This window comes from Mesorhizobium sp. ISC15 (genome assembly GCF_037162615.1).
Classification (GTDB): Bacteria; Pseudomonadota; Alphaproteobacteria; order Rhizobiales; family Rhizobiaceae; genus Mesorhizobium; species Mesorhizobium mediterraneum.
In genome coordinates this window covers 1,697,566-1,718,773 of the sequence record NZ_JAVSPX010000001.1, presented here as the reverse complement: position 1 = coordinate 1,718,773, position 21,208 = coordinate 1,697,566, and the positions used below count along the sequence as shown (strand labels likewise).

Annotated in this window: 20 protein-coding genes; 6 read left to right on the top strand and 14 right to left on the bottom strand. The window is 62.7% G+C overall.

The features are described 5' to 3' along the window. Positions 1-8: 8 nt before the first annotated feature. From RPG13_RS08525 to RPG13_RS08495, 7 genes are all read right to left on the bottom strand, one after another. Positions 9-233 (bottom strand): aa3-type cytochrome c oxidase subunit IV, encoded by a 225-nt coding sequence (locus tag RPG13_RS08525; RefSeq protein ID WP_095484367.1) that lies wholly within the window; start codon positions 231-233, stop codon positions 9-11. A 193-nt stretch (positions 234-426) separates the two neighbouring features. Beyond that, positions 427-576, bottom strand: coding sequence for a DUF3096 domain-containing protein (locus tag RPG13_RS08520; RefSeq protein ID WP_065006071.1), 150 nt, complete (start codon positions 574-576; stop codon positions 427-429). 127 nt (positions 577-703) lie between these two features. Next, positions 704-1,327 (bottom strand): N-acyl amino acid synthase FeeM domain-containing protein, encoded by a 624-nt coding sequence (locus RPG13_RS08515; RefSeq protein ID WP_337124837.1) that lies wholly within the window; start codon positions 1,325-1,327, stop codon positions 704-706. 295 nt (positions 1,328-1,622) lie between these two features. Continuing rightward, entirely contained in the window at positions 1,623-3,935 is a 2,313-nt protein-coding gene (locus tag RPG13_RS08510; RefSeq protein ID WP_127204981.1) for a putative bifunctional diguanylate cyclase/phosphodiesterase, read from the bottom strand. A 135-nt stretch (positions 3,936-4,070) separates the two neighbouring features. Further along, positions 4,071-7,550 (bottom strand): indolepyruvate ferredoxin oxidoreductase family protein, encoded by a 3,480-nt coding sequence (locus RPG13_RS08505; protein ID WP_337124836.1) that lies wholly within the window; start codon positions 7,548-7,550, stop codon positions 4,071-4,073. Positions 7,551-7,765: 215 nt separating this feature from the next. Further along, the gene (locus RPG13_RS08500) at positions 7,766-8,299 is read right to left on the bottom strand and encodes a hypothetical protein (protein WP_127289945.1); all 534 of its coding nucleotides are present in this window, start codon (positions 8,297-8,299) and stop codon (positions 7,766-7,768) included. Then, positions 8,292-8,903, bottom strand: a complete 612-nt coding sequence (locus RPG13_RS08495) for a CGNR zinc finger domain-containing protein (RefSeq protein WP_127204984.1) — start codon at positions 8,901-8,903, stop codon at positions 8,292-8,294. The genes RPG13_RS08500 and RPG13_RS08495 overlap by 8 nt, the downstream gene beginning before the upstream one ends. Positions 8,904-9,004: 101 nt before the next feature. Between RPG13_RS08495 and RPG13_RS08490 the strand changes: the two genes are divergently transcribed. The 4 genes from RPG13_RS08490 to RPG13_RS08475 all read left to right on the top strand — a co-directional run bounded on the left by RPG13_RS08490 (position 9,005) and on the right by RPG13_RS08475 (position 13,567). Continuing rightward, positions 9,005-9,910: a branched-chain amino acid ABC transporter permease gene (locus RPG13_RS08490; RefSeq protein ID WP_128284476.1), complete on the top strand. Its 906-nt coding sequence runs from the start codon at positions 9,005-9,007 to the stop codon at positions 9,908-9,910. A gap of 246 nt (positions 9,911-10,156) precedes the next feature. After that, complete coding sequence (locus RPG13_RS08485) at positions 10,157-10,762, top strand: TRAP transporter small permease subunit (RefSeq protein WP_126103924.1); 606 nt, start codon at positions 10,157-10,159, stop codon at positions 10,760-10,762. Beyond that, entirely contained in the window at positions 10,762-12,525 is a 1,764-nt protein-coding gene (locus RPG13_RS08480; protein WP_127290419.1) for a TRAP transporter large permease, read from the top strand. The genes RPG13_RS08485 and RPG13_RS08480 overlap by 1 nt, the downstream gene beginning before the upstream one ends. Before the next feature lie 19 nt (positions 12,526-12,544). Then, positions 12,545-13,567, top strand: a complete 1,023-nt coding sequence (locus tag RPG13_RS08475; protein WP_337124835.1) for a zinc-dependent alcohol dehydrogenase family protein — start codon at positions 12,545-12,547, stop codon at positions 13,565-13,567. Between the two features lie 61 nt (positions 13,568-13,628). Here the strand turns inward: RPG13_RS08475 and RPG13_RS08470 are convergent, their stop codons facing one another. Then, positions 13,629-14,738, bottom strand: coding sequence for a TRAP transporter substrate-binding protein (locus RPG13_RS08470; protein ID WP_126103926.1), 1,110 nt, complete (start codon positions 14,736-14,738; stop codon positions 13,629-13,631). Positions 14,739-15,024: 286 nt separating this feature from the next. Between RPG13_RS08470 and RPG13_RS08465 the strand changes: the two genes are divergently transcribed. Then, entirely contained in the window at positions 15,025-15,798 is a 774-nt protein-coding gene (locus RPG13_RS08465) for a gamma-glutamyl-gamma-aminobutyrate hydrolase family protein (RefSeq protein ID WP_095484375.1), read from the top strand. 19 nt (positions 15,799-15,817) lie between these two features. Here the strand turns inward: RPG13_RS08465 and RPG13_RS08460 are convergent, their stop codons facing one another. From RPG13_RS08460 to RPG13_RS08440, 5 genes are all read right to left on the bottom strand, one after another. Next, complete coding sequence (locus RPG13_RS08460) at positions 15,818-16,207, bottom strand: hypothetical protein (protein WP_126103928.1); 390 nt, start codon at positions 16,205-16,207, stop codon at positions 15,818-15,820. An 84-nt stretch (positions 16,208-16,291) separates the two neighbouring features. Continuing rightward, a complete protein-coding gene (locus tag RPG13_RS08455) occupies positions 16,292-17,272 on the bottom strand; it encodes a 2-hydroxyacid dehydrogenase (RefSeq protein WP_126103929.1) in 981 nt (326 codons plus the stop codon). Then, positions 17,269-18,291, bottom strand: coding sequence for a LacI family DNA-binding transcriptional regulator (locus tag RPG13_RS08450; protein ID WP_095484379.1), 1,023 nt, complete (start codon positions 18,289-18,291; stop codon positions 17,269-17,271). The genes RPG13_RS08455 and RPG13_RS08450 overlap by 4 nt, the downstream gene beginning before the upstream one ends. Before the next feature lie 69 nt (positions 18,292-18,360). Then, a complete protein-coding gene (locus RPG13_RS08445; protein WP_164547055.1) occupies positions 18,361-19,245 on the bottom strand; it encodes a DMT family transporter in 885 nt (294 codons plus the stop codon). Between the two features lie 151 nt (positions 19,246-19,396). Then, positions 19,397-19,804 carry a DUF2000 family protein gene (locus RPG13_RS08440; RefSeq protein WP_095484381.1) on the bottom strand — a complete coding sequence of 136 codons (408 nt, stop codon included), beginning with the start codon at positions 19,802-19,804 and terminating at the stop codon, positions 19,397-19,399. 32 nt (positions 19,805-19,836) lie between these two features. Between RPG13_RS08440 and RPG13_RS08435 the strand changes: the two genes are divergently transcribed. Next, positions 19,837-20,715 carry an AraC family transcriptional regulator gene (locus tag RPG13_RS08435; RefSeq protein ID WP_095484382.1) on the top strand — a complete coding sequence of 293 codons (879 nt, stop codon included), beginning with the start codon at positions 19,837-19,839 and terminating at the stop codon, positions 20,713-20,715. A gap of 16 nt (positions 20,716-20,731) precedes the next feature. Here the strand turns inward: RPG13_RS08435 and RPG13_RS08430 are convergent, their stop codons facing one another. Continuing rightward, a complete protein-coding gene (locus RPG13_RS08430; RefSeq protein WP_095484383.1) occupies positions 20,732-21,202 on the bottom strand; it encodes a MarR family winged helix-turn-helix transcriptional regulator in 471 nt (156 codons plus the stop codon). Between the last annotated feature and the right edge of the window lie 6 nt (positions 21,203-21,208).

The following is a 21,208-nucleotide window of genomic DNA, read 5'->3' as shown; positions in this document are numbered from 1 at the left end:
TGAAGAATTTACCGGAGAATGAAGGCGCCGACGGCGAGGATCAGAACGAACAGGATAAACCCGGAGAAGAAGCCGCCCGCAAAGAAGCCGAAAGCCATTGCCAAGAGCACGGCGGCGCAAAAGAGCGATCCGTATTTGGCGAGCATGACAAAGCCGGCATAGGTGCGGTCGTGCTCGGCATAGTCCATCTTCGCGCCCAGTTCGACAGGACCGGTCGGCGTGTGATCAGCCATAGGAATACCCCTTCGAAGACATCTTTGAGGCACATAGCGAAAAGCCGGGCCGAGGGCAATGGCGCTATTGCCGCATCGCCGGAGACAACAGCCTCAAAGGAAAGTTGAAGCCGCCAAGGATGTTCCGGAGGCGACCGTTGCAGCCGCCTTGCGCTTGCTTGCCGGCTAACGCTCGCCGCGCCAGCCGCCATTTTCAGCCGGCGAGCTGTGGAAACAACCCGAGCAGGCCGACGACGATCAGATAGAGCGCGACGATGTAGTTGAGGAGCCGCGGCATCACCAGGATCAGCACGCCGGCAATCAGCGAGATCAGTGGAGTGAGTGCGAGCGTGGAAATGGTCATGTCGGTTCCTTTCGATAGAATTGCCGCCGGAGCGATGCAGATTGACGTCGTCCACGCGCCACCCGCGCGCCTCCCAGAACGCCGAAGCGGCCGGAAAGCTCCAGCCGCGCTCTAAATTTGCCAGATGTCAGGCGGCTTCGCGATAGTATTTGGCTGTCGGCAGGATGGTCAGCGGCGCGAGTTCTCCGGCCGGCGGCTTGCCGAACATCAGGCGCTGTTCCATCGGCGTCGACCGGAAAAATGGGAACCGGGCGTAGGTCTCGTTCTTGATCGCCAGGACATCGGCTTGATAGAGCAGCGCAAAACAGTTGATTACGCCAGCATAAGGACGCGCGTCGCCGATCGGCCGTGCCCGATAGATACGTTTGTAAAAGGCGGCATGATCTTCGCGGATCATGGATATGCAATAAGGCGCGTGGAAGTGGAAGCACGCCATGCCGGCCAAGCGCAGCGTGACGTAAGGGATCTGCGGATAAACCCGCGACCACTCGGCGTCTACGGCAAAACGGCTTGGGTCGATAAAGAGCTCGCCAGCCGCCAGACGCGGCGTCAACAGGTCCTTGTAGACGCTTAGAGCCGGCGACGCTGGGTTGTCGGCGGACACATCGTGCAGGCGCATCGTACTGACCAGCCGCCCGTCTATGTAGATGCCGAACGTATGGCAGTTCGGCAGCTCGTCGAACTCGTCATGGACCTCGCGGGAAGCATTCTCGGGTACCAGCGCGTTCATCCGATAGGCGTTGTAGCGCAACCTGTAGATACTTTCGAAATCCTCGCCGGTTTCACAGCGGCGGTATTCCGTCCGGTCGAGTAGCGCATAAACGTGACGCGCGAAAGTAGACATATTCTCATGTTCAGCGCCCGCCGCCTGGCGAGGCGAAGTCAACTCAACAACCATGAACTCAAACCCCGCAAACTGCCCCCGCGAGCAACACTACGGCGGGGTCGTACGATGTAAAGATGAAAACTGGATAGGGGTCATTTACCAGTCATTAACCTTAATAATAGGTAAAATTATACTAAAGTACGAGATTTTTCGTCAGGAATTAGCGGCGTGTCGCCTTCCTGCCCGTCTTGATGTCCTTAGCAAAGGGCCAGACCGTGCTCGACATGGTCTCGATGCCGGATGCGCTGAGCGCTGAGCCGAACAGGAATCCCTGGACCAGGTCCGGCTTGACCTGCAACGAGAGTATCTTGAGCTGTTCGAAGGTTTCGACGCCCTCGACGGTCACCGAAAGCCCCAGCGGCCGTGACAGATTGACGATGCCCTTGAGCAATTCGAGCGAACGGCTGTTCTGGGTGACGTCTATAAGGAACGAACGGTCGATCTTGATCTTGTCGAGCGGCAGTTTGTGGAGATAGCTCAGGCTCGAATAGCCGGTGCCGAAATCGTCGAGCGCGATGCGCACGCCAAGCCGTTTCAATTCCTCGATGTACTGACGCGTCAGCGACTTGTCGTCGAGCAATGCCGTCTCGGTGACTTCGATCTCCAGGCGGCCGGCGGCGAGACCGGAACTGGCGAGCGCATCGCGAACCTTCTGGATAACGTCGCGGTTGCGGAAGTCCTTGGCCGAGAGATTGACCGAGACACTGGTCTGCGCGGGCCATTTGGCGCATTCAGTGCACGCGGCATGCAGGACGAAGGTGCTGATCTCGGAAATGATGCCCATTTCTTCCGCCAGCGGAATGAAGATGCTGGGCGAAATCGGTCCGAGCTCGGGGTGGTCCCAACGGCACAGCGCCTCGCAACTGACGATGCGCATCGTGCTCATCGCCACGATCGGCTGGTAGACCACCCGCAACCCCTTGCTTTCCACTGCGGTGCGCAGATCCGCCTTCATCAGCTGGCGGTTGCGGAAAGCGGCGTCCATCGACGCTTCGAACAATCGCCAAGTGTTCTTGCCGAGTTCCTTGGCCTTGTAGAGCGCGAGATCCGCCTTGACGATCATGGCGTCGACATCGGTATCCTTGACCCGCGACAGCACGGCGCCACCGCTGGCCTGGATACGCAGTCCATGGCCGGCTACGTCGACCTCGCCCTGCAAGTCGACGAAAATCCCGTCGAGTTGGCCGATCAGATGACTTTCGTCCTCGACACGGTCGAAGAAGATCATGAACTCGTCGCCGCCGAAACGGCTGATGGTGATGCCTGGGCCGGCGACCGCCGCCAGCCGCTCCGCGACGGCGTAGATCAATCCGTCGCCGACCGGGTGACCAAGGGTGTCGTTGACGTTTTTGAAGTCGTCGAGATCAAGCACGGCGAGCCCGCAAAGGCGCTCTAGGTCGCCGGACGCCATCGCCTCTCCGATCAGCTCGTGGAAATAAGCGCGATTGGGCAGGCCGGTGAGGCTGTCGTAACGCGCCATGAAGCGGATCTTGTCTTCCGCCTCAACGCGGGCCGTCACGTCCTCGAAGGTGATGACGCCCAGTTCCTGGCTACCCTCGCGCGCCGAGAACTCGTAATGCTGACCGTTCGCGAGCGAGACGAGAACCTTGCGGTCGCGCCCTTCGCGCAGGGCGCGCGTAAGCTGGGCTTCGATGTAGCGGCAGTCTTTCGGCGCCAGCATGCCGCCGGCGACGCCGCGCATCAGCAGACCGTGGATCGACCGCCCGAGCAGCGCGTCGGGGGACTTGAGCGACATCAGATGCGCGGCTTCGGCATTGGCCACCGCCACTCGGCCGTCGGGGCCGAGCATGACAAGGCCATGCGACATGGTGTTCAACGCCCGATTGAAGCGTTGGGCGATGCGATTCGCCTTCTTCTCCTCGGACAGAGCGGTAAACAGGACTTCGCGGACGATATCGGCAAACCGTTTGATAGCGAACAGGAAGGGAGCCGACATCAGACCAAGTATGACATGGTAGACATCGCCACGCAGGATGAAACCCAGTGATATCGGCCATGTGGTGGTCATGATGAAGATCATGACCATCCGCGGCGAGCCATAGTTGCGGCCGGCGATCGACGTGACCGATGCCAGCGTAACGCAGACAGCGGCTATTTCGGCATAGCTGTCGTGTGCCAGATAGATGCCGACGAAACAGAAAGCACCAAGCATGAAGCCGTGCATCGAACCATAAATGATATAGTCGTTTTCGCGGGCGCGCGCTTCCTCCCAAGTCGTCGGGGAAGGACGCCGCAAATACTTTTTGATATTGCGAAGGCGCAGCGTGCCTACGATGATCAGCCCAGCGGCGACCAGAAGATACGTCACGTCCATGGTCTTCCAGTAGACCAGAATGACGAGGAGCGTCTGCGCGACGAGACCAATCGACAGCGTGAAACCGTCGCGAAACAGAGTTTCCACGAACGGAATGTAGACGTCGACCGGGATCTCGTTCTTTCTTCTTAGATTCACGCTTGAATCCCAACCCTGGGGAGCCAAGCTGTGTCACATTCGCCTTAAGAAAGGTTTAGAGAGGCCGTTTCGGGCTCCGCCACCAACCCCGTTGACCCAACGTGAGGCAGGTTTCAGGTAAATAGGGCATATCGATCACTCGGCGGCCTGGAGTTCCCGCCGTACCGGCGTCTTTGCCAACCGATCGAGCAGCCTCTGGCGCTCGCCAGCGGCCTTTTCGGCACTGGCCTGCCTGACGTGACCATAGCCACGAATGAGCGCCGGCACCGAGGCAAGCGCTGCGGCGGCCTCGACCTTGCCCGGCGCGAGTGCTGCGGCGACAAGCTCCAGGTCAGCCTCGTACTGCACAAGAAGCTGCCGTTCCATACGCCTCTCGGTGCTGTAGCCGAACACATCGAAGACCGTGCCGCGCAATCCTTTCATCGCTGCCAGCAGGCGAAACCCCTTCATCATCCAGGGACCGAAGCTCGATTTCCTCGGCTTGCCATCCTTGCCGCGCCTGCCCATGATTGGCGGCGCGAGATGAAATTCGAGGCTGTCGTAGCTCTGGAACTGCTTGCCCAGCTCGGCGGCGAAGGAGCCGTCGGTATAGAGCCTCGCCACCTCGTATTCGTCCTTGATCGCCATCAGCTTGAACAGGTTCCTCGCGGCGGCCTCGGTCACATTGGTCGAACCGGGCACCGCCTTGGCTTCAGCCTTGCGCAGCGCGGCCAGTCTGTCGGCATAGCGCTTGCCATAGGCGGCGCTTTGATAGGCGGTGAGGAAGGCGACGCGGCGGGCTATGATGTCGTCCAGCGTTTCGGCGACAGCGGCCGTCTGTGCAGTCTTGCCCGGCTGGGCAACGAGGCCGCGCACGAAATCCGGCTGGTGGGCGGCACGGCGGCCCCAGCGGAAGGCTGAGACGTTCATCGCCACGGCCTGGCCGTTGAGCTCGATCGCCTTTTCGACTGCCGCGGCTGACAGCGGCAAGCCGCCATGCTGGAAGGCGAAGCCGAGCATGAACATGTTGGCGCCGAGCGAGCTGCCGAACAGCGCGGTGGCGGTGCGGGTGGCATCGAAGAAATGCGCCTTATCCTCGCCGGCGGCAGTGCGGATCGCCTTTTTCAGCCGCTCGACAGGCAGCGAGAAATCCGCCGAACGGGTAAACTCGCCGGGCATGATCTCGGCGGTGTTGGCGAGGAAGATCGTGTGGCCTTCGCGCACCGCGGCGAGCACCTTCTGGGCGCCCGACACGACGAGGTCGCAGCCTAGCACGAGGTCGGCCTTCCCGGCCGAAACACGGATGGCATGGATATCGTCCGGGCTCTGCGCGATGCGGACATGGGTGAACACCGAGCCGCCCTTCTGGGCAAGGCCGGCCATGTCGATCATGCCGCAGCCCTTGTCTTCGAGATGGGCCGCCATGCCGAGCACCGCGCCGATGGTGACGACGCCGGTGCCGCCGACGCCGTCGATGATCGCCGCCCAGCCTTGTTCGCCGAGCGGAAATTCGGCGGGCGCGGGCACGCCGTCGAGCGGATCGGTCGTGCCGGCCATACCCTCGGCCTTCCTGATCTTGGCGCCATGCACGGTGACGAAGGACGGGCAGAACCCGTTGATGCAGGAGAAATCCTTGTTGCAGCTCGACTGGTCGATCCTGCGCTTGCGGCCGAATTCGGTCTCGACCGGCTGGATCGACACGCAATTCGACTGCACCCCGCAATCGCCGCAGCCTTCGCAGACCAACTCGTTGATGAAGACGCGCTTGTCGGGATCGGGGAAGGTGCCGCGCTTGCGGCGGCGGCGCTTTTCGGCGGCGCAGGTCTGGTCGTAGATCAGCACGGATGTGCCCCTGACCGCGCGCAATTCGCGCTGGACGAGGTCGAGGTCGTCGCGATGATGGATGGTGGCGCCGGCGGGGAATTCGACCTTGCCGGCATATTTGTCCGGCTCGTCGGTGACGATGGCGATGCGCTCGACGCCCTCGGCGCGCACCTGCCTGGCGATCATGTCCACCGTCAGGCCGCCCTCGTGCGGCTGGCCGCCGGTCATGGCGACGGCGTCGTTGTAGAGGATCTTGTAGGTGATGCTGGCGTCGGTCGACAGCGCAAAGCGGATCGCCAGCGCGCCGGAGTGGTTGTAGGTGCCGTCGCCGAGATTCTGGAAGATGTGGTCGCGCTTCGAGAACGGCGCTTGGCCGACCCATTGCGCGCCCTCGCCACCCATGGCGGTGAAACCAACGGTGTTGCGGTCCATCCAAAGCGCCATGAAATGGCAGCCGATGCCGGCGGCGGCGAGCGAGCCGTCCGGCACCTTGGTCGAGGAATTGTGCGGGCAGCCGGAGCAGAAGAAGGGCGTGCGCGAGGCGATGTCTGACGTGTCGGCGAGCATCGCCTGGAACTGGCGAAGTTTCGCCACCCGTGCGGCAATCTCGTCCGACGGACCGATCGTTCGCAAGATCCTCTCGCCGAGCGCTATGGCGATGTCGTTGGGATCGAGGGCGCCCTTGGCCGGGAACAGCCCGTCGCCGCGCTCGTCCTTCTTGCCGACGATGACCGGCTGCGTGGCGGTGCCGTAAAGGTTCTCGCGCAGTTGCACCTCGATCAGCGAGCGTTTCTCCTCGACGACGACGACGGTGTCGAGGCCGCGAGCGAAGTCGGCGATGTGCTGCAGGTCAAGTGGCCACGGGCAGCCGACCTTGAACAGCCTGATGCCGATGCGGTTGGCGGCGACCTCGTCGACGCCGATGTCTTCCAGCGCCTGGCGAACGTCAAGATAGCTCTTGCCGATGGTGACGATGCCAAGCTTCGGGGCACGTCCACCGGAATAGACGATCCGGTTCAGCCCGTTGGCATGGATGAAGGCCGAAGCGGCGGCGCGCTTGTATTCATGCAGCCGCTCTTCCTGGCCGAGCATGTCGATCTCGTTGCGGATGTTGAGACCGCCGGGCGGCATGTCGAAGTCCGGGACGACGATATCGAGCCGTTCGAGCGCGGCATCGACCGAAGCCGTCGATTCGATGTTGTCCTTGACGCATTTGATCGCCGCCCAGGTGCCGGCGAAACGCGACATGGCAAAGCCGTAGAGCCCGTAATCGATGATCTCCTGAACCCCGGCCGGATTGAGAATCGGCACCATGGTGTCGACGAACAGGAATTCGGTGGCGTGCGCGTTGGTCGAGGATTCGGCCATGTGGTCGTCGCCCATCAGGGCAAGCACGCCGCCATATCTGGACGAGCCGGCGAGATTGGCATGGCGGAACACGTCGCCGGAGCGGTCGACGCCCGGTCCCTTGCCGTACCAGACTGAAAAGACGCCGTCATGCGTGCCCTCGCCGAGCAATTCGGCCTGCTGCGATCCCCAGCAGGCGGTGGCTGCCAGTTCCTCGTTGAGACCGGGCTGAAAGACGATGTCCGACTGGGCGAGCTGCTTCCTGGCCTTCCAAAGCTGCATGTCGAGCCCGCCGAGCGGCGAGCCGCGATAGCCGGAGACGAAGCCGGCAGTGTTCAGGCCAGCCCGCCGGTCGCGCTCGCGCTGCATCAGAAGCATACGGATGACCGCCTGCGCGCCGGAAAGGAAGATGCGCTCCTTTCCCAAGTCGAACTTGTCGTCGAGCGCGACATCATGCAGCGTCATTAGGCATTTCCTCTGCGGAGGCCGCAAGCACAGCCAACGTCGGGAGCGGATGCTACAGTGTTTCTCCCCTTGCCGGGCAGGTCAAACAAAATCGAAGATACCAAGGCGAAGCGCAACAAACGATCCGGTCCGCGCCCGATGGTGTAAGAAACCGCACACCGGTTGCTCGCCAGCGCATGAAAATTCCGGCCGCAGCCGATACCGGCGGCGACGCGTCAGCCGGTCTTCGAACAGTCGGGCTTAGGCGCGCCCGGCAGCTTGCCGTCAGGATGGCCGGCAAGCTCGGGGTTGGGCGTATAGAGCTGGTCGATGACCAACGGCCGGTCGGGCAGGACCGATTGGTCCTGCGTCGACATCAGCGTGGTGTCGATCTTCTGGAGAACCGTACCGTCGGCATCCTTGATGCTGATCGAGATCGCATAGGGCTTGTCCTTGACGATGCAGAAAAGCGCCGGGCTCTCGAGCGACACCTTGCCGAGCTTCGGCCAGACTTTCTGCTCGACGACCAACGGCTCGCCGCCGGCCGGATTCTGGAAGCTGGCGACCGCGACCTGCCCTTCCTGCATAGGCTGCAACGGTCTCAGCGTGACGACATAGGTCGCCCTTGCGAGGCGGTAGTTGAAGACGAACAGCTTGCCGGAGATCTCGAACAATCTGCCTTCGCCGTCCCTGCCGGTATCGCGGCAGGCGCTGAGCATCGTCGCTGCCACGAGCGCGGCGCCGACCAGACGCAAGATTTTCCTAGACATTGGCCGTCCCTCCGGCTGCCGTTCGGCGGCGACGATAATGGCGGCTCGCCTTCTGGCGGTTGCCGCACACCGCCATGTCGCACCAAAGACGGCTGGAATTGCGGCTTCGGTCGAGGAACAGCCAAGTGCAGTTGGGGCAGACCTTCAACCTAGCGACGGTGTCGCCCTGTAGCAGCGACAGTGCCGAAACCGCCAGTGCCGCCTCGAAGGCGATAGGCGTCGCCGGATCGCCGAATGGCCGTCCCGGCGCACGGATTTCGGTGCGGCTGTGCGCGAGACCCTCGGCGCAGGCCTCCAGGAAGTCAGGCAGATCGCCCGTGGCGACCGCGCCTTTCGACGCCGCACCACGAAACAGCCGGTCGGTCGTCTCGCGGATCGCCAGCACGACCGGCGCGATCTTACCCGGCAACGGCGCTTCGAGCCGCCTGCCGCCAAGCTCGGCGGCGCGAAAGACGCTTGCCGCGTCGGCGAAACGGGCGATCTCTGCCGGATCTTTGAGCCGGTCGAAGGTTTTCTGGGGATCGCCACGCAGCACGACGGTGTTCGCCGTATCGAGTGCAAGAAGGCCACCAGTGAAGCGGTGCGGAGTCCAGGAAACCGTCATGAGCGCCATTTCTAACCGATAAATCGCGTTTGACAAGTTAGATTACCCGATGCAAATCTGCTTCGCATGGACGCGGTTTTCCGCGATCCAAGGACGTTCGCATGCTCTATTTCTTCCAGCAGGTCCTGAACGGACTGCATTCCGGCGCGCTCTATGCGCTGCTCGCCTTCGGCTATGTGCTGACCAACGGCATTCTGCACCGGACGAACCTCGCCTACGGCGCGCTGTTCGCCTTTTGCGGACAGACGATGATCCTCACCGCAGCCTTCGGCTATCAGGCCCTGTGGCTGACCCTGTTCGCGGCCGTCGCGCTCGGCATTGTCGCTGCGTTCCTGTATGCGGCGCTGATCAGCCATGTCCTGTCGCGTAGCATCTTCGAGCCGCTGGTCGACCGCACGCCCAACGCGATTGTGGTGACGACGCTGGGCATATTGCTGCTCCTGTCAGAGGTAAGCCGCATCGCCGCCAATACCCACGACCTGTGGCTGCCGCCAATGCTGGCCCAGCCCATCATTTTTGCGCGGGGAGCCAATTTCAATGCCACGCTGACGCTCATCCAGTTGCTCGACTGCGCAGTCGTCGCGGCAACCATAGGGCTCGCCGCCTGGATGTTCGCCCGCTCTAGCTTCGGCCGGCGCTGGCGCGCCGTGTCCGACGACCCCAAAGCCGCGGCCATGTGCGGCGTCGATGTGCGCGGGGTGTTTCGGCACGCAGTGCTCGCCGGCGGCCTTTGCGCGGCGCTGGCCGGCGTCCTTGCCGGCCTTTATTATGGCAACATCAGCTTCGGCTCCGGCCTGGTCTACGGGCTGAAAATCCTTTTCGTGACGGCGGTGGGCGGCTATCTCTCGCCGTTGCGGGCAGCACTTGGCGCTGCCGCCTTCGGCATGGCCGAATCGCTATGGGCCGGCTATTTCCCGGTCGAGTGGCGCGACGCCTGGATGTATCTGTTCCTCGTCGCCATGCTGGTGCTGGTCGGCGCCGGCCGCGATCAGAGCAAGATTGCCTGAACCGTTTTGGTAGACTTTGGTTGCATGACGCTCGGTCAGGCGGCTGTTTCGCCCTTGCTCACCTCACAAGATTGTTTACTCGGCTTGCGCCGTGTTGACCCGCCGGGCCACGCACGGCATACCGTTGGGCCACAGCGGCGCGACGAAAAACAAGCGGGAATCAGCCGCCGCTGACACTTTGAGTCACGCATCGTGCTTTCCGAAAATCGACACCGATTTTCGGCCGATGCGTAAAGGGAGGAATGCATGGCAGGGCTTCTCGCTCTATCCAGAACCATTGACCGTGTGAACGAATTCATCGGCAGATGGGTGTCGTGGCTGATCCTGCTGGCAATTCTGGTCAGCGCCGCCAATGCCGTCATCCGCAAGACGTTCGACATGTCGTCGAACGCCTGGCTGGAACTGCAGTGGTATTTGTTCGGCGCCGCCTTCATGCTGGCCGCCGCCTATACGCTGAAGCAGAACGACCATATCCGCATCGACATCGTCTACGGCATGTTCTCGCGCCGCGTGCAGCATTGGATCGACCTTCTCGGTCACCTCTTTTTCCTGATGCCGTTCGTGACGCTGATGGTGATCTATTTCGTCCCCTATGTTTCGCTGTCGTTTCGCAGCGGCGAAATGTCGAACAATTCAGGCGGGCTGATCATCTGGCCGGCGAAGGCGATCCTGCTGGTAGGCTTTTTCCTGCTCGCGCTCCAGGGCATCTCCGAGATCATCAAGAAGATTGCCATCATGCGCGGCGACATGGACGATCCCACGCCGTTCATATCGGTGCATGAGCAGGCCGAACTCGAAGCGAAAGCGCTCGCCGACGAAGCGAAGGCGCTCGCCGAAGAGGTGCGCTCGTGATGGAGTTCATCGCCCAGAACATGGCGCCGATCATGTTCGCCTCGCTGATCATCTTCCTGCTGATCGGCTATCCGGTCGCGTTTTCGCTCGCCGCCAACGGCCTCATGTTCTTCTTCATCGGAGTGCTGCTGTCTCCCTATTCGGGCGGCTCGATCAATCTCGCCTGGCCGCTGCTGCACGCACTGCCGGACAATTTCTACGGCAGCCGGGTGATGTCGAACGACACGCTGCTGGCCATCCCGTTCTTCACCTTCATGGGCATCGTGCTCGAACGATCGGGCATGGCCGAGGACCTCCTCGACACGATCGGCCAATTGTTCGGACCGATCCGCGGCGGCCTCGCCTATGCCGTGATTTTCGTCGGCGCGCTGCTTGCCGCAACCACGGGTGTGGTGGCTGCTTCCGTCATCGCGATGGGCCTGATCTCCCTGCCGATCATGCTGCGCTACGGCTATGATCGCCGTGTAGCGTCCGGCGTCATTGCCGCATCGGGCACGCTCGCCCAGATCATTCCGCCCTCGCTGGTGCTGATCGTTCTGGCCGACCAACTCGGCCGCTCGGTTGGCGACATGTATGCGGGCGCGCTGATTCCGGGGCTGGTTCTGACCGGCCTTTACACGATGTATATCGTGATCATGTCGATCGTCCGGCCGAAATCGATGCCGGCCCTGCCGCTGGAGGCCCGCACGCTCGGCCACGGTGTCCTGTCGCTGCTGTTCGCGGTGCTGGCGGCAGTCGTGGTTTCCTACGCGGCGTATCGCTATCTTGCGCCCTCGCAGGGCCAAAACGCCGACATTCTCGGCGCCACCATCGGCGTGATCCTCATCTATGTCGTGGCGATCGCCGACCAGCGCCTGAACATCAACATGATGTCGCGGCTGGCGCAGCAGGTGATCATCGTGCTGATCCCGCCGCTGGCGCTGATCTTCCTGGTGTTGGGCACCATCTTTCTGGGCATCGCGACACCGACCGAGGGCGGCGCCATGGGCGCTGTCGGCGCGCTGATCATGGCGGCAATGAAGGGGCGGCTGTCGCTGGATGTGATCAAGCAGGCGCTGGCGTCCACGACGCGGCTGTCGTCCTTCGTGCTGTTCATCCTGATCGGCGCGCGGGTGTTCTCGCTGACCTTCTACGGCGTCAACGGCCATATCTGGGTCGAGCACCTCCTGACCTCGCTGCCGGGTGGCGAAGTCGGCTTCCTGATCGGGGTGAACATCCTCGTCTTCTTGCTCGCCTTCTTCCTCGATTTCTTCGAGCTCGCCTTCATCATCGTGCCGCTTTTGGCGCCGGCCGCCGACAAGCTCGGCATCGACCTGATCTGGTTCGGCGTGCTGCTCGGCGTCAACATGCAGACCAGCTTCATGCATCCACCCTTCGGCTTCGCGCTGTTCTACCTACGTTCGGTCGCCGCCCGCGTGCCCTATCTCGACCGCCTCACCGGCAAGCAGATCGCGCCGGTGACAACCGGCCAGATCTATTGGGGGGCGGTTCCCTTCGTTTGCATCCAGGTCATCATGATCGGGTTGACCATCGCCTTCCCGCAGATGGTGATGCATTACAAGGGCACGCCAGTCGATCCGGGCACGATCGATTACCAGGTGCCGGAAACGCCAAGCCTGTCGCCGCTCGGCGCACCGCCGGCGGATGGCGGCACGGCGCCGACTGCACCGGATCTGTCGCAGCCGCCGAGTTTCGGTGAACCGCCGCCTGCCAAGCCAGCAGCGCCGGCACCCGATCTGTCCCAACCGCCGAGTTTCAATTGATGCCGGAGGCCCAACAGACATGAGAGCGGTGCGGCTGGAGGGCGTGGGCAGCATTGCCCTGCGCGAGGTCGGCAAACCATCCGCCGGGCCGGATGACCTCCTGGTGCGGATCGAGGCGTGCGGCGTCTGCGGCACCGACCGGCATCTTTTCCATGGCGAATTTCCCTGTACGCCGCCGGTGACGCTCGGACATGAATTCTCCGGGATCGTCGAGGCGATTGGAGCCGCTGTGTCTAGCTTTTCGGTCGGCGATCGCGTCACCGGCGATCCCAACATCGCCTGCGGGCGCTGTCCGCACTGCCATGCCGGTCGCATCAATCTCTGCCATAATCTGATTGCCATCGGCATCCGCCGCGACGGCGGTTTCGCCGAATATGTCGTGCTGCCTCAGAAGCAGGCCTTCCTCCTTCCGAAAGACCTGAAGCCGACGCATGGCGCGTTCTGCGAGCCGCTTGGCTGCTGCCTGCATGGCGTGGAACTGGCCCAGATAAAGCCCGGCTCCTCGGTCACCGTGCTTGGCGGCGGCGTGATCGGCCTGCTCACCGTGCAACTGGCGAGGCTTGCCGGCGCGACCACAATCATCCTGTCGACGCGCCAGGCCTCGCGGCGTGCCCTCGCCGAAGAATTGGGCGCAACAGCGACGGTCGACCCCAGCGCTTGCGATATTGTCGATACGGTCGGCGGCCCGTCGGGTCTGCTGCCGGGCGGCGTCGATGTGGTGTTCGAATGTGCTGGCGTAAGAGAGACGGTCGAGCAATCGATGCGGCTCGCCAGGGCCGGCGGCACAATCGTCGTCGTCGGCGTGACGCCTCAAGGCATGAAGGCAGAATTCGAACCCTTCGACCTGCTGTTCCGGGAATTGAAGGTTCTGGGCTCGTTCCTCAATCCGTTTACGCATCGCCGGGCCGCCGATCTCATCGCCTCGGGTGCGATCGAGATCGACAAGCTCATCTCACGGCAGGTAACGCTTGAGGAGGCGGCCGCGGTGATCGCCAACCCGCCTGCGCCAGGTGAAGTCAAGGTGGTGGTGGTGCCGCGCTGATCGGCAAATCGAAATGTCACGGCGCCACGCGTCCGAAGAACGCGTGGCGCCGTGACGGTTGTCAGAGCTTGCCGGTGCGCTGCTGGACCATCATGAAGGTGTCGTAATTGTATTCGGCCACCTGCGCCCAGAGATAGTGCTCCTTGCGGAAGGCCTTGATCGAGTCCCAGATCTTCTTGAACGGCGCGTTCGAGGCTTCCATCTCGGCATAGACCTCGTTCGCCTTTTCGAAACAGGCTGCCAAGATTTCCGGGCTGAACGGGCGCAATTTGGCGCCCCCGGACACCAGCCGCCTCACGGCCGCCGGATTCAGATAGTCGTATTTCTGCAGCATGTTGGCGTCGGCGGCCTGCGCGGCGGTGTGCACCAGCGCCCTGTAAGCCGGCGAAAGCTCTTCGTATTTCGCCTTGTTGAACATCAAATGGACGGTCGGTCCGCCTTCCCACCAGCCGGGATAATAATAATTGGGCGCGACCTTGTAGAAGCCGAGTTTCTCATCGTCATAGGGGCCGACCCATTCGGCGGCATCGATGGTGCCTTTTTCCAGCGCTGGATAGATATCGCCGCCGGCGATCTGCTGCGGCACGACGCCGAGCCTTTGCACCACTTTGCCGGCAAAGCCACCGATGCGCATCTTGAGGCCCGAAAGGTCGGCGACCGTGTTGATCTCCTTGCGGAACCAGCCGCCCATCTGCACGCCGGTATTGCCGCCCGGCAAGCCAAAAAGACCCTGCGTGGCCAGAAACTCGTTGAACAGGTCGATGCCGCCGCCGTGGTAATGCCAGGCATTGATGCCGCGCGCGTTGAGCGAGAACGGAACCGCGGCGCCCAGTGCCCATGTCGGGTCCTTGCCCCAATAGTAATATGCCACCGTATGGCAGGCTTCGACAGTGCCGGCGGTGGTGGCGTCCGCAACCTGCAGGCCGGGCACGAGTTCGCCGGCGGCAAAGACCTGGACCTGGAAATTGCCGTCGGTCGCCTCTGAAAGCATCTTGGAAAAGACCTCGGCGCCGCCATAGATCGTGTCCAGGGATTTCGGGAAGGACGACGCCAGGCGCCATGTCACTTTCGGATTGGATTGAGCGATGGCCGGCGCGGCAAGCGCTGCTGTAGCCGCAGCGGCGCCCACACCGGTCGCGCCGGCCTTGCGGATGAATGATCGACGATCCATGAAGTCCTCCCTATTGGATCAACAGACCGACGTACGGAAAATGCTCTGTTCCCCGGATCGGCTTCGCGGCAAACAATACACGGGCAAGAAGTCGAGTCCAGCTTGGCAGCCGGTTTTGCCGGCGGCGTTTCCACGAAATTCGCGAGGTGAACGCGCGTCCTGCAACTATAGTCTAACGACCGCTCCGTGGCCCATGCGACATGCCGAAACTTGTCATGGCAAAGCGCGTTCGGATCGCCTATTTTAAAGGCAGAATATGTCCCTGCACTGAATGGACCCGGATAAAATGCAGCAGCCGCTCGTCGCCATATCGACCGACGTCCGCCAGTTCGACAACTACACCTGGCATGCCGCTCCGCAGCAATATCTGGAGGCGGCGCTTTCGGCCGCCGGCGTGTTCCCGTTGCTGGTGCCGTCCTTCGGCGACCGGCTCGATTTCGATGAACTCCTGTCATCGGTCGATGGCGTCATGGTCACCGGCTCGAAGTCCAATGTGCATCCCTCGCTCTACGGCGGCGATGCCAGCGAGGCCAATGGTCCCTACGATCCTGCCCGCGACGCCACGACGCTGCCGTTGATCCGCAAGGCAGTTGAGCGCGGCGTGCCGCTGCTCGCCATCTGCCGTGGCATCCAGGAGATGAATGTGGCGCTGGGCGGCACGCTGGCCACCGAAATCCAGGAGCGCGAGGGTTCGCTGGACCATCGCGCGCCGGCGAGCGACAATCAGGACGAACGTTTCGCCATCCGCCAGGCCATTTCGATCAAGCCCGGAAGCTGCCTCGCCGGTGTGTTCGGGGCGGGCGACATAATGGTCAACTCGGTGCATCGCCAGGCCGTCGACCGGCTCGGCCCGAAGCTGCAGATAGAGGCGGTCGCCAGCGACGGCACGGTCGAGGCGGTTTCGGTGCGGGACGCCCGCGCCTTCGCCGTTGGCGTCCAGTGGCATCCCGAATACTGGGTCAAGTCGGACAGCGTCTCGGCAAGGATATTCCGTGCCTTCGGCGACGCCGTGCGCCTGCACGCCGCGGCGAAATCCGGCGCGCGCGCCGCCGCGGAATAGATAACTCAGTCGCCCGAAATCAGGGGGCGCTGGCTGCCAGCGACAGCAGCGGCAGGGCCGGTGCGTAGGATTCATAACCGTCGCCGTCGGCGATGCCGAAAGTGACGATCGGGTCGATGCCGTTCGCGCTGAAGGCGATCGTGTCGTCATCCTGCTCACGCCAGAATTTCGCGCGCTCGATGCCGGGTAAAATCCGGCGGCAGTTCGCAGCGACCGTCAGCAGCGACAGGCCATCGGAAATTTCGGCACCGCGCTTGACCGCGCAGGACGCTTCGTCGCCATTGGCCACCAGCTTGTAGCTGCCGGACGGCGGCGTTGGCTCACTGGCTGCTTCGCCACCACCGCCGCGAAGCAGCTGAACGCTACCGAACAGCGCGGCGGCCGCCATCAATGCGGCAAGTGCTTTCATCCTGTATTCTCTGCTTATTTGGCGATAGATACAGAATGATTTCAAAGCGTTAAGCCGACGTTAATAAATATGGAAGGTCACCGCTTAGCTCTGCGCCTTTACCTTTTCCGTCTCCGGCACCGGCGTCAGCGCCTTTCCCCGGGAAAACCAGGAAACCAGATTGTCGACGCACAGATCGGCCATGGCGCGGCGGGTATGTTCCGAGGCCGAGCCGACATGCGGCAAAAGCGAGGTGTTGGGGGCGGCGAGCAGCGCCTGCGGCACGTTCGGCTCGTCGGCGAAGACGTCGAGCCCAGCAGCGGCGATGGTGCCGTCGGCAAGGGCTGCGGCAAGGGCTGCCTCGTCCACCGTGCTGCCACGGCCGATGTTGACGAAGACGCCGTCAGCGCCCAACGCCGATAGGATCTCGGCGTTGACCGCTTTTTCGGTCGAGGCGCCGCCGGGCGCTACCGAGATCAGCGTGTCGACCGCCTCGGCAAGGCCTTTCAGGGTCTGGTGATAGTCGTAGGGCAGGCCTTCGACTTGGCGCCGGTTGTGGTAGGCGATCGGCAGGCCAAAGGCCTCCAGCCGCCGGGCAATGGCGAGACCGATGCGGCCCATGCCGAAGATGCCAACGCTGCGGCCGCGCAAGGTCAGCCGGCTTAGCGGATAGTTGCCTTTGCGCTTCCAACTGCCGTCGCGCAGCCAGGTCTCGGCGCGTGGCAGATCGCGGAGGGTGTTGATCAGCAGGCCGAGCGCCGTGTCGGCGACCTCCTCGGTCAGCACGTCAGGCGTGTTGGTCACCATGATGCCGCGCTGCGCGGCGTGGCGGACATCGACCGAATCATAGCCGACACCGAAATTGGCGATGATCTCGAGGTTCGGCAACGCATCCATCAGTGCGGCATTTATGCCGCCAAAGGCGGCAATGCCGCGCACCGAGCGGCGCAGCTCATCGGTGACCAGTGACGCATCGGGCCGTTCGATCCCCACCCGGCTAAACGTCCGGTCGATGCGACCGACCGCGTGGTCGTTGAATTGGCCCGGCACCAGAATGGCGACTGTTTGCTGTTCGGCTTTTGTCATGCACGTTCCACCGGTTTACCGGTCGACTGGCGCACATGCAGTTCCGGCTTGATCAGTTCCTGCGACGGCCGCACCATCTGCCCATTGAGCTTGTCGAGCAGCGCGCTGGCGGCGCGGCGGCCGACCTCGCGCTGGCCGTTCCAGACGGTGGTCAGCGCCGGCGTCGCGATCGCGGCCTCCTCGAGATCGTCATAGCCGGTGACGGATATGTCAATGCCCGGCACCAGCCCGGCGCGCGCGATGCCGTTCATCAGGCCGATGGCGACGAGGTCGTTCCAGCAGCAGGCCGCGGTAGGCTTGTCCTTCAGCGCCAGGAACTGCCCAGCGGCTTCGAAGCCGGCCTGCTTGGTGCGCGGACCGGCGATGCGCCAGGACGGCCTGACCTCCAGCCCGGCCGCCTCCATGGCATTGACATAGCCTTGGTAGCGGTCGCGGCCGGTCGAGGTCTGGTCGGTGCCCCCGACCATGGCGATGCGCTTGTGCCCGAGCGAGATCAGATGGTTGGTGGCAAGCGCGGTGCCGTAGGCATCGTCGCCGCGAAACACCGGCACGTCGGCGCCTTCGACGGTGCGCGCGATCAGCACCGCCGGCAAGCCGTTTTCCTCGGCCATCAGGATGTCTTCGGGCGGCGTGCCGATGGCCGGCGACATGATGACGCCGTCGGCGCCGAGTTGCAAAAGCGTGTCGATGAAGGTGCGCTGCTTTTCGAGCTGGTCGTAATGGTTCGACAGGATGAAGGTCTGCCGGCTGCGATCGAGCTCGCTTTCGATCGAGCGCAGTATCTCGGCGAAGAAGGGATTCATGATGTCGTGAACGACAACGCCGACGATGCCCGAGCGCGAGGTGCGCAGGCTGGCGGCGCGGCGATTGTAGATATAGCCGATGGCGCGGGCATGTTCTTTGATGCGGTCACGGGTGGTTCCGGCGACCAGCGGGCTGTCGCGCAGGGCTAGCGAAACCGTGGCCGTGGACACGCTGAGCGCGTCCGCGATCGTTGAAAGCTTGATCTTCTGTGCCAGCGCTCTTCGCTCCCCGAGCTTCTTTAAACTGTTTAAAGGCGGGCTCTTATGCCATCGATCGGGAGCAAATCAAAGTTTTTTTGCCAGCGCTTCCATCTCGACGTCGAGGGCGGCGCGATTGCGCACGCGGAGCCTGTGCTCGCGATGGACGATGTAAAGGCCGCTGGCGACGATGACGGCCGCGCCGACGAGCGTCCACCGATCGGGGAACTGGTTGAAGACAATCCAGCCGGCAATGATCATCCAGATCATCTGCGAATAGGGATAGGGGGCCAGTGCCGTGGTGGTGGCGAGACGATAGGCCTGAACCAGGAGCCAGTGGCCGATTGCGCCGAAGACGCCAAGCATCAGCAAGATGAACCAGTGCCAGCCATCCTGCGGCAGGGAGAGCGAAAACGGCAGCATCGGCAGGAGCAGCACGGCGGGCGCCAGCGCCGAAAAGAGGATGAGGCTCTCCGAGGTTTCCGTGGCCGACATGCGCCGCGTCATGATGACGTAGAAACAGTTCGACAGCATCGAGCCTAGCGCGAAGAGGTGGCCAAGGCCAAAGACGCCAACGCCCGGCCGGGTGATGATGAGGACGCCGATGAAGCCGCTCAGGATCGCCAGCCAGCGCCGCCAGCCGGCCCATTCGCCGAGCAGCGGACCGGCGAGTGCTGTGATCACCATCGGTGCGAAGAAGTAAATCGAGGTGGTTTCGGCCAGTTGCAGGGTCCGCAGCGCCATGACGTTGCAAATGGTCGATCCGAACAGGAAGGCGCCGCGCAGGATATGCGCTGGCAAATTGTTGGCGCGAAAGCGCGCCGGCTCGCGCCATCCGCGGAGAAAGATACCGACAAGCACGACGTGGACGGCGAAGCGAGCCCAGGCGACGATCAACGCCGAGACCCCGGCCAGGACAAGATATTTGCTGCTGGTGTCCAGAAAGGTAAAAAACACATAGACCGAAAGCATGCAAAGGATCGCCGCCGGAGGCGTCGCGCTTTCGTCTTGTGTTGGGGGAGCAGTCAATTTCGGGCCGGATAGTGAGGTAGAGCCCACCTTTGCGGGAATTGCCACCTGCCGGCAAGCCAAAAAGACCGACTACGATTTTCGGGCCGATGCGCTAGGGATGCATACGGGCGCCCTTGGTGATCTTGTCGACAAGCTTCTTTTCGGCGCGCAGCGCGATGCCGACGACCTTGGCGTCGTCGGGCGCGAATTCGGCAAAGACGGCGCGGTTGGCGGCATCGTGTCCAGTCGAAAACATTTCGTCGACGTAGAGCGAAGTTGTCACGCCGCGGTCCAGCGCCCGCCGGTGGATCGCACTAAGCGTCGGGCGGTCGGCCGAAAGCACGATGACCGGCTGGATCGAGAGCGGGTTATAAATATTGCCGGCGCGGTCGCGATAGGGTTCGCCGATGATTTCTGTATACTGCGCGACGATGCCGCTGGTCAGGAAGGCCGTGACATTGAGCTTTTGCCAGACGGGAAGATCGTCCTGCAGCACGATTGCAAACTTGGTGTCGAACATGAGACATTCGCCATTGGTTCGTGGATGAAGCGATGCCACACGATTTAGCGGGCGAGGCCTTTCAGGGTCTTGGACGTTTGTGCGTTGACGTGGCTGAAAACTGCGTCATCTCGGCCCCCGATTCGGTCGGCATGGAGCGTATCGAGGCACGGTTCCACGGCAGCGCCTTCGATCTCCATCGTCACGATACCTACGCGATCGGCGTGACGCTGCATGGCGTGCAGACCTTCCGCTATCGCGGCGCGACGCATCACAGCCTGCCCGGCCAGATTATCGTGCTGCATCCCGACGAATTGCACGACGGCGGTGCCGGCACCGAAGACGGCCTGCGTTACAGGATGCTTTATCTAGAGCCGTCCGTCGTGCTGGACTGCCTCGATACGGTCGGCGCACCGCTGCCTTTCGTCAGGGATGCCGTGGTGACGGATCCAGCTTTCCGCATGAGGCTGCTTTCGGCGCTGGGGCCTTTGGACCAGAAGCTGGACGATCTTTTTGTCGCCGACTTCATTGCGCAGCTGATGCAAAGCCTAACACGGCATGCAGGCCTGCCGGCGAAGCCGATCCCGAGGACAGCGTGGCGGGCAGCCAGCCTGGCACGCGACTATCTGGAAGAAAATGTTTTCCGTATCGTCCGTTCCGAGGAGCTGGAGGCGATCACCGGGCTGGATCGCTACGCCCTATCGCGGCATTTCCGTGCGGCCTTCTCCACCAGCCCGCATCGCTTTCTCTTGATGCGCCGACTTCAACGAGCACGCCGCATGATCGAGGCGAGCGAGCCATTGGCGCAGATCGCAATAGCGGCCGGTTTCAGCGACCAAAGTCATTTCAACAGGCACTTCAAGAAGGCGTTCGGTGTCACGCCGGGCCGCTGGTCGGCATTGGTCCATGGGTCGTCGGCAGCAGCTGCCTGATGCCGTCAGCCGCGGATCATTCGTCGGCGTCGATCTCATCATCGACGAGAACCATCTCTCCATTCGAGAGGTTCGCCTCGACGCGGGCGAGCAGCTTGAACAGCGCCTTCTGGTCCTTTTTGTCGAGACCTTTCAGCGCCTGCTTCTCGGTCTTCTTCACCGATTTCTCGATGGCGTGAATGATTTCGCGGCCGGTGTCGGTCAGGAAGATATGGGCCTGGCGGGCATCGGCGGCCGAGGCGCGCTTTTCCAGGAAGCCCTGCGCCTGAAGCCGGTTGATGGTCTTGGTGATGGTCGGCGGGCGAACACCGAGGCGGCCGGCAAGATTGCCGGGCGTCTGCCCGTCCTCGCGGTCGAGCGCCAGCATGATCTGGTCCTGGCCGGCATAAAAGCCGTGCCCTAGGAGCCGCGCCGCCAGCGCAGTACGTGCCAGCCGCGCCGCCGAATGCAGCCGGCTCATTGTCGCAGTTTTGTCCGCCTTGGCCATGGTCAT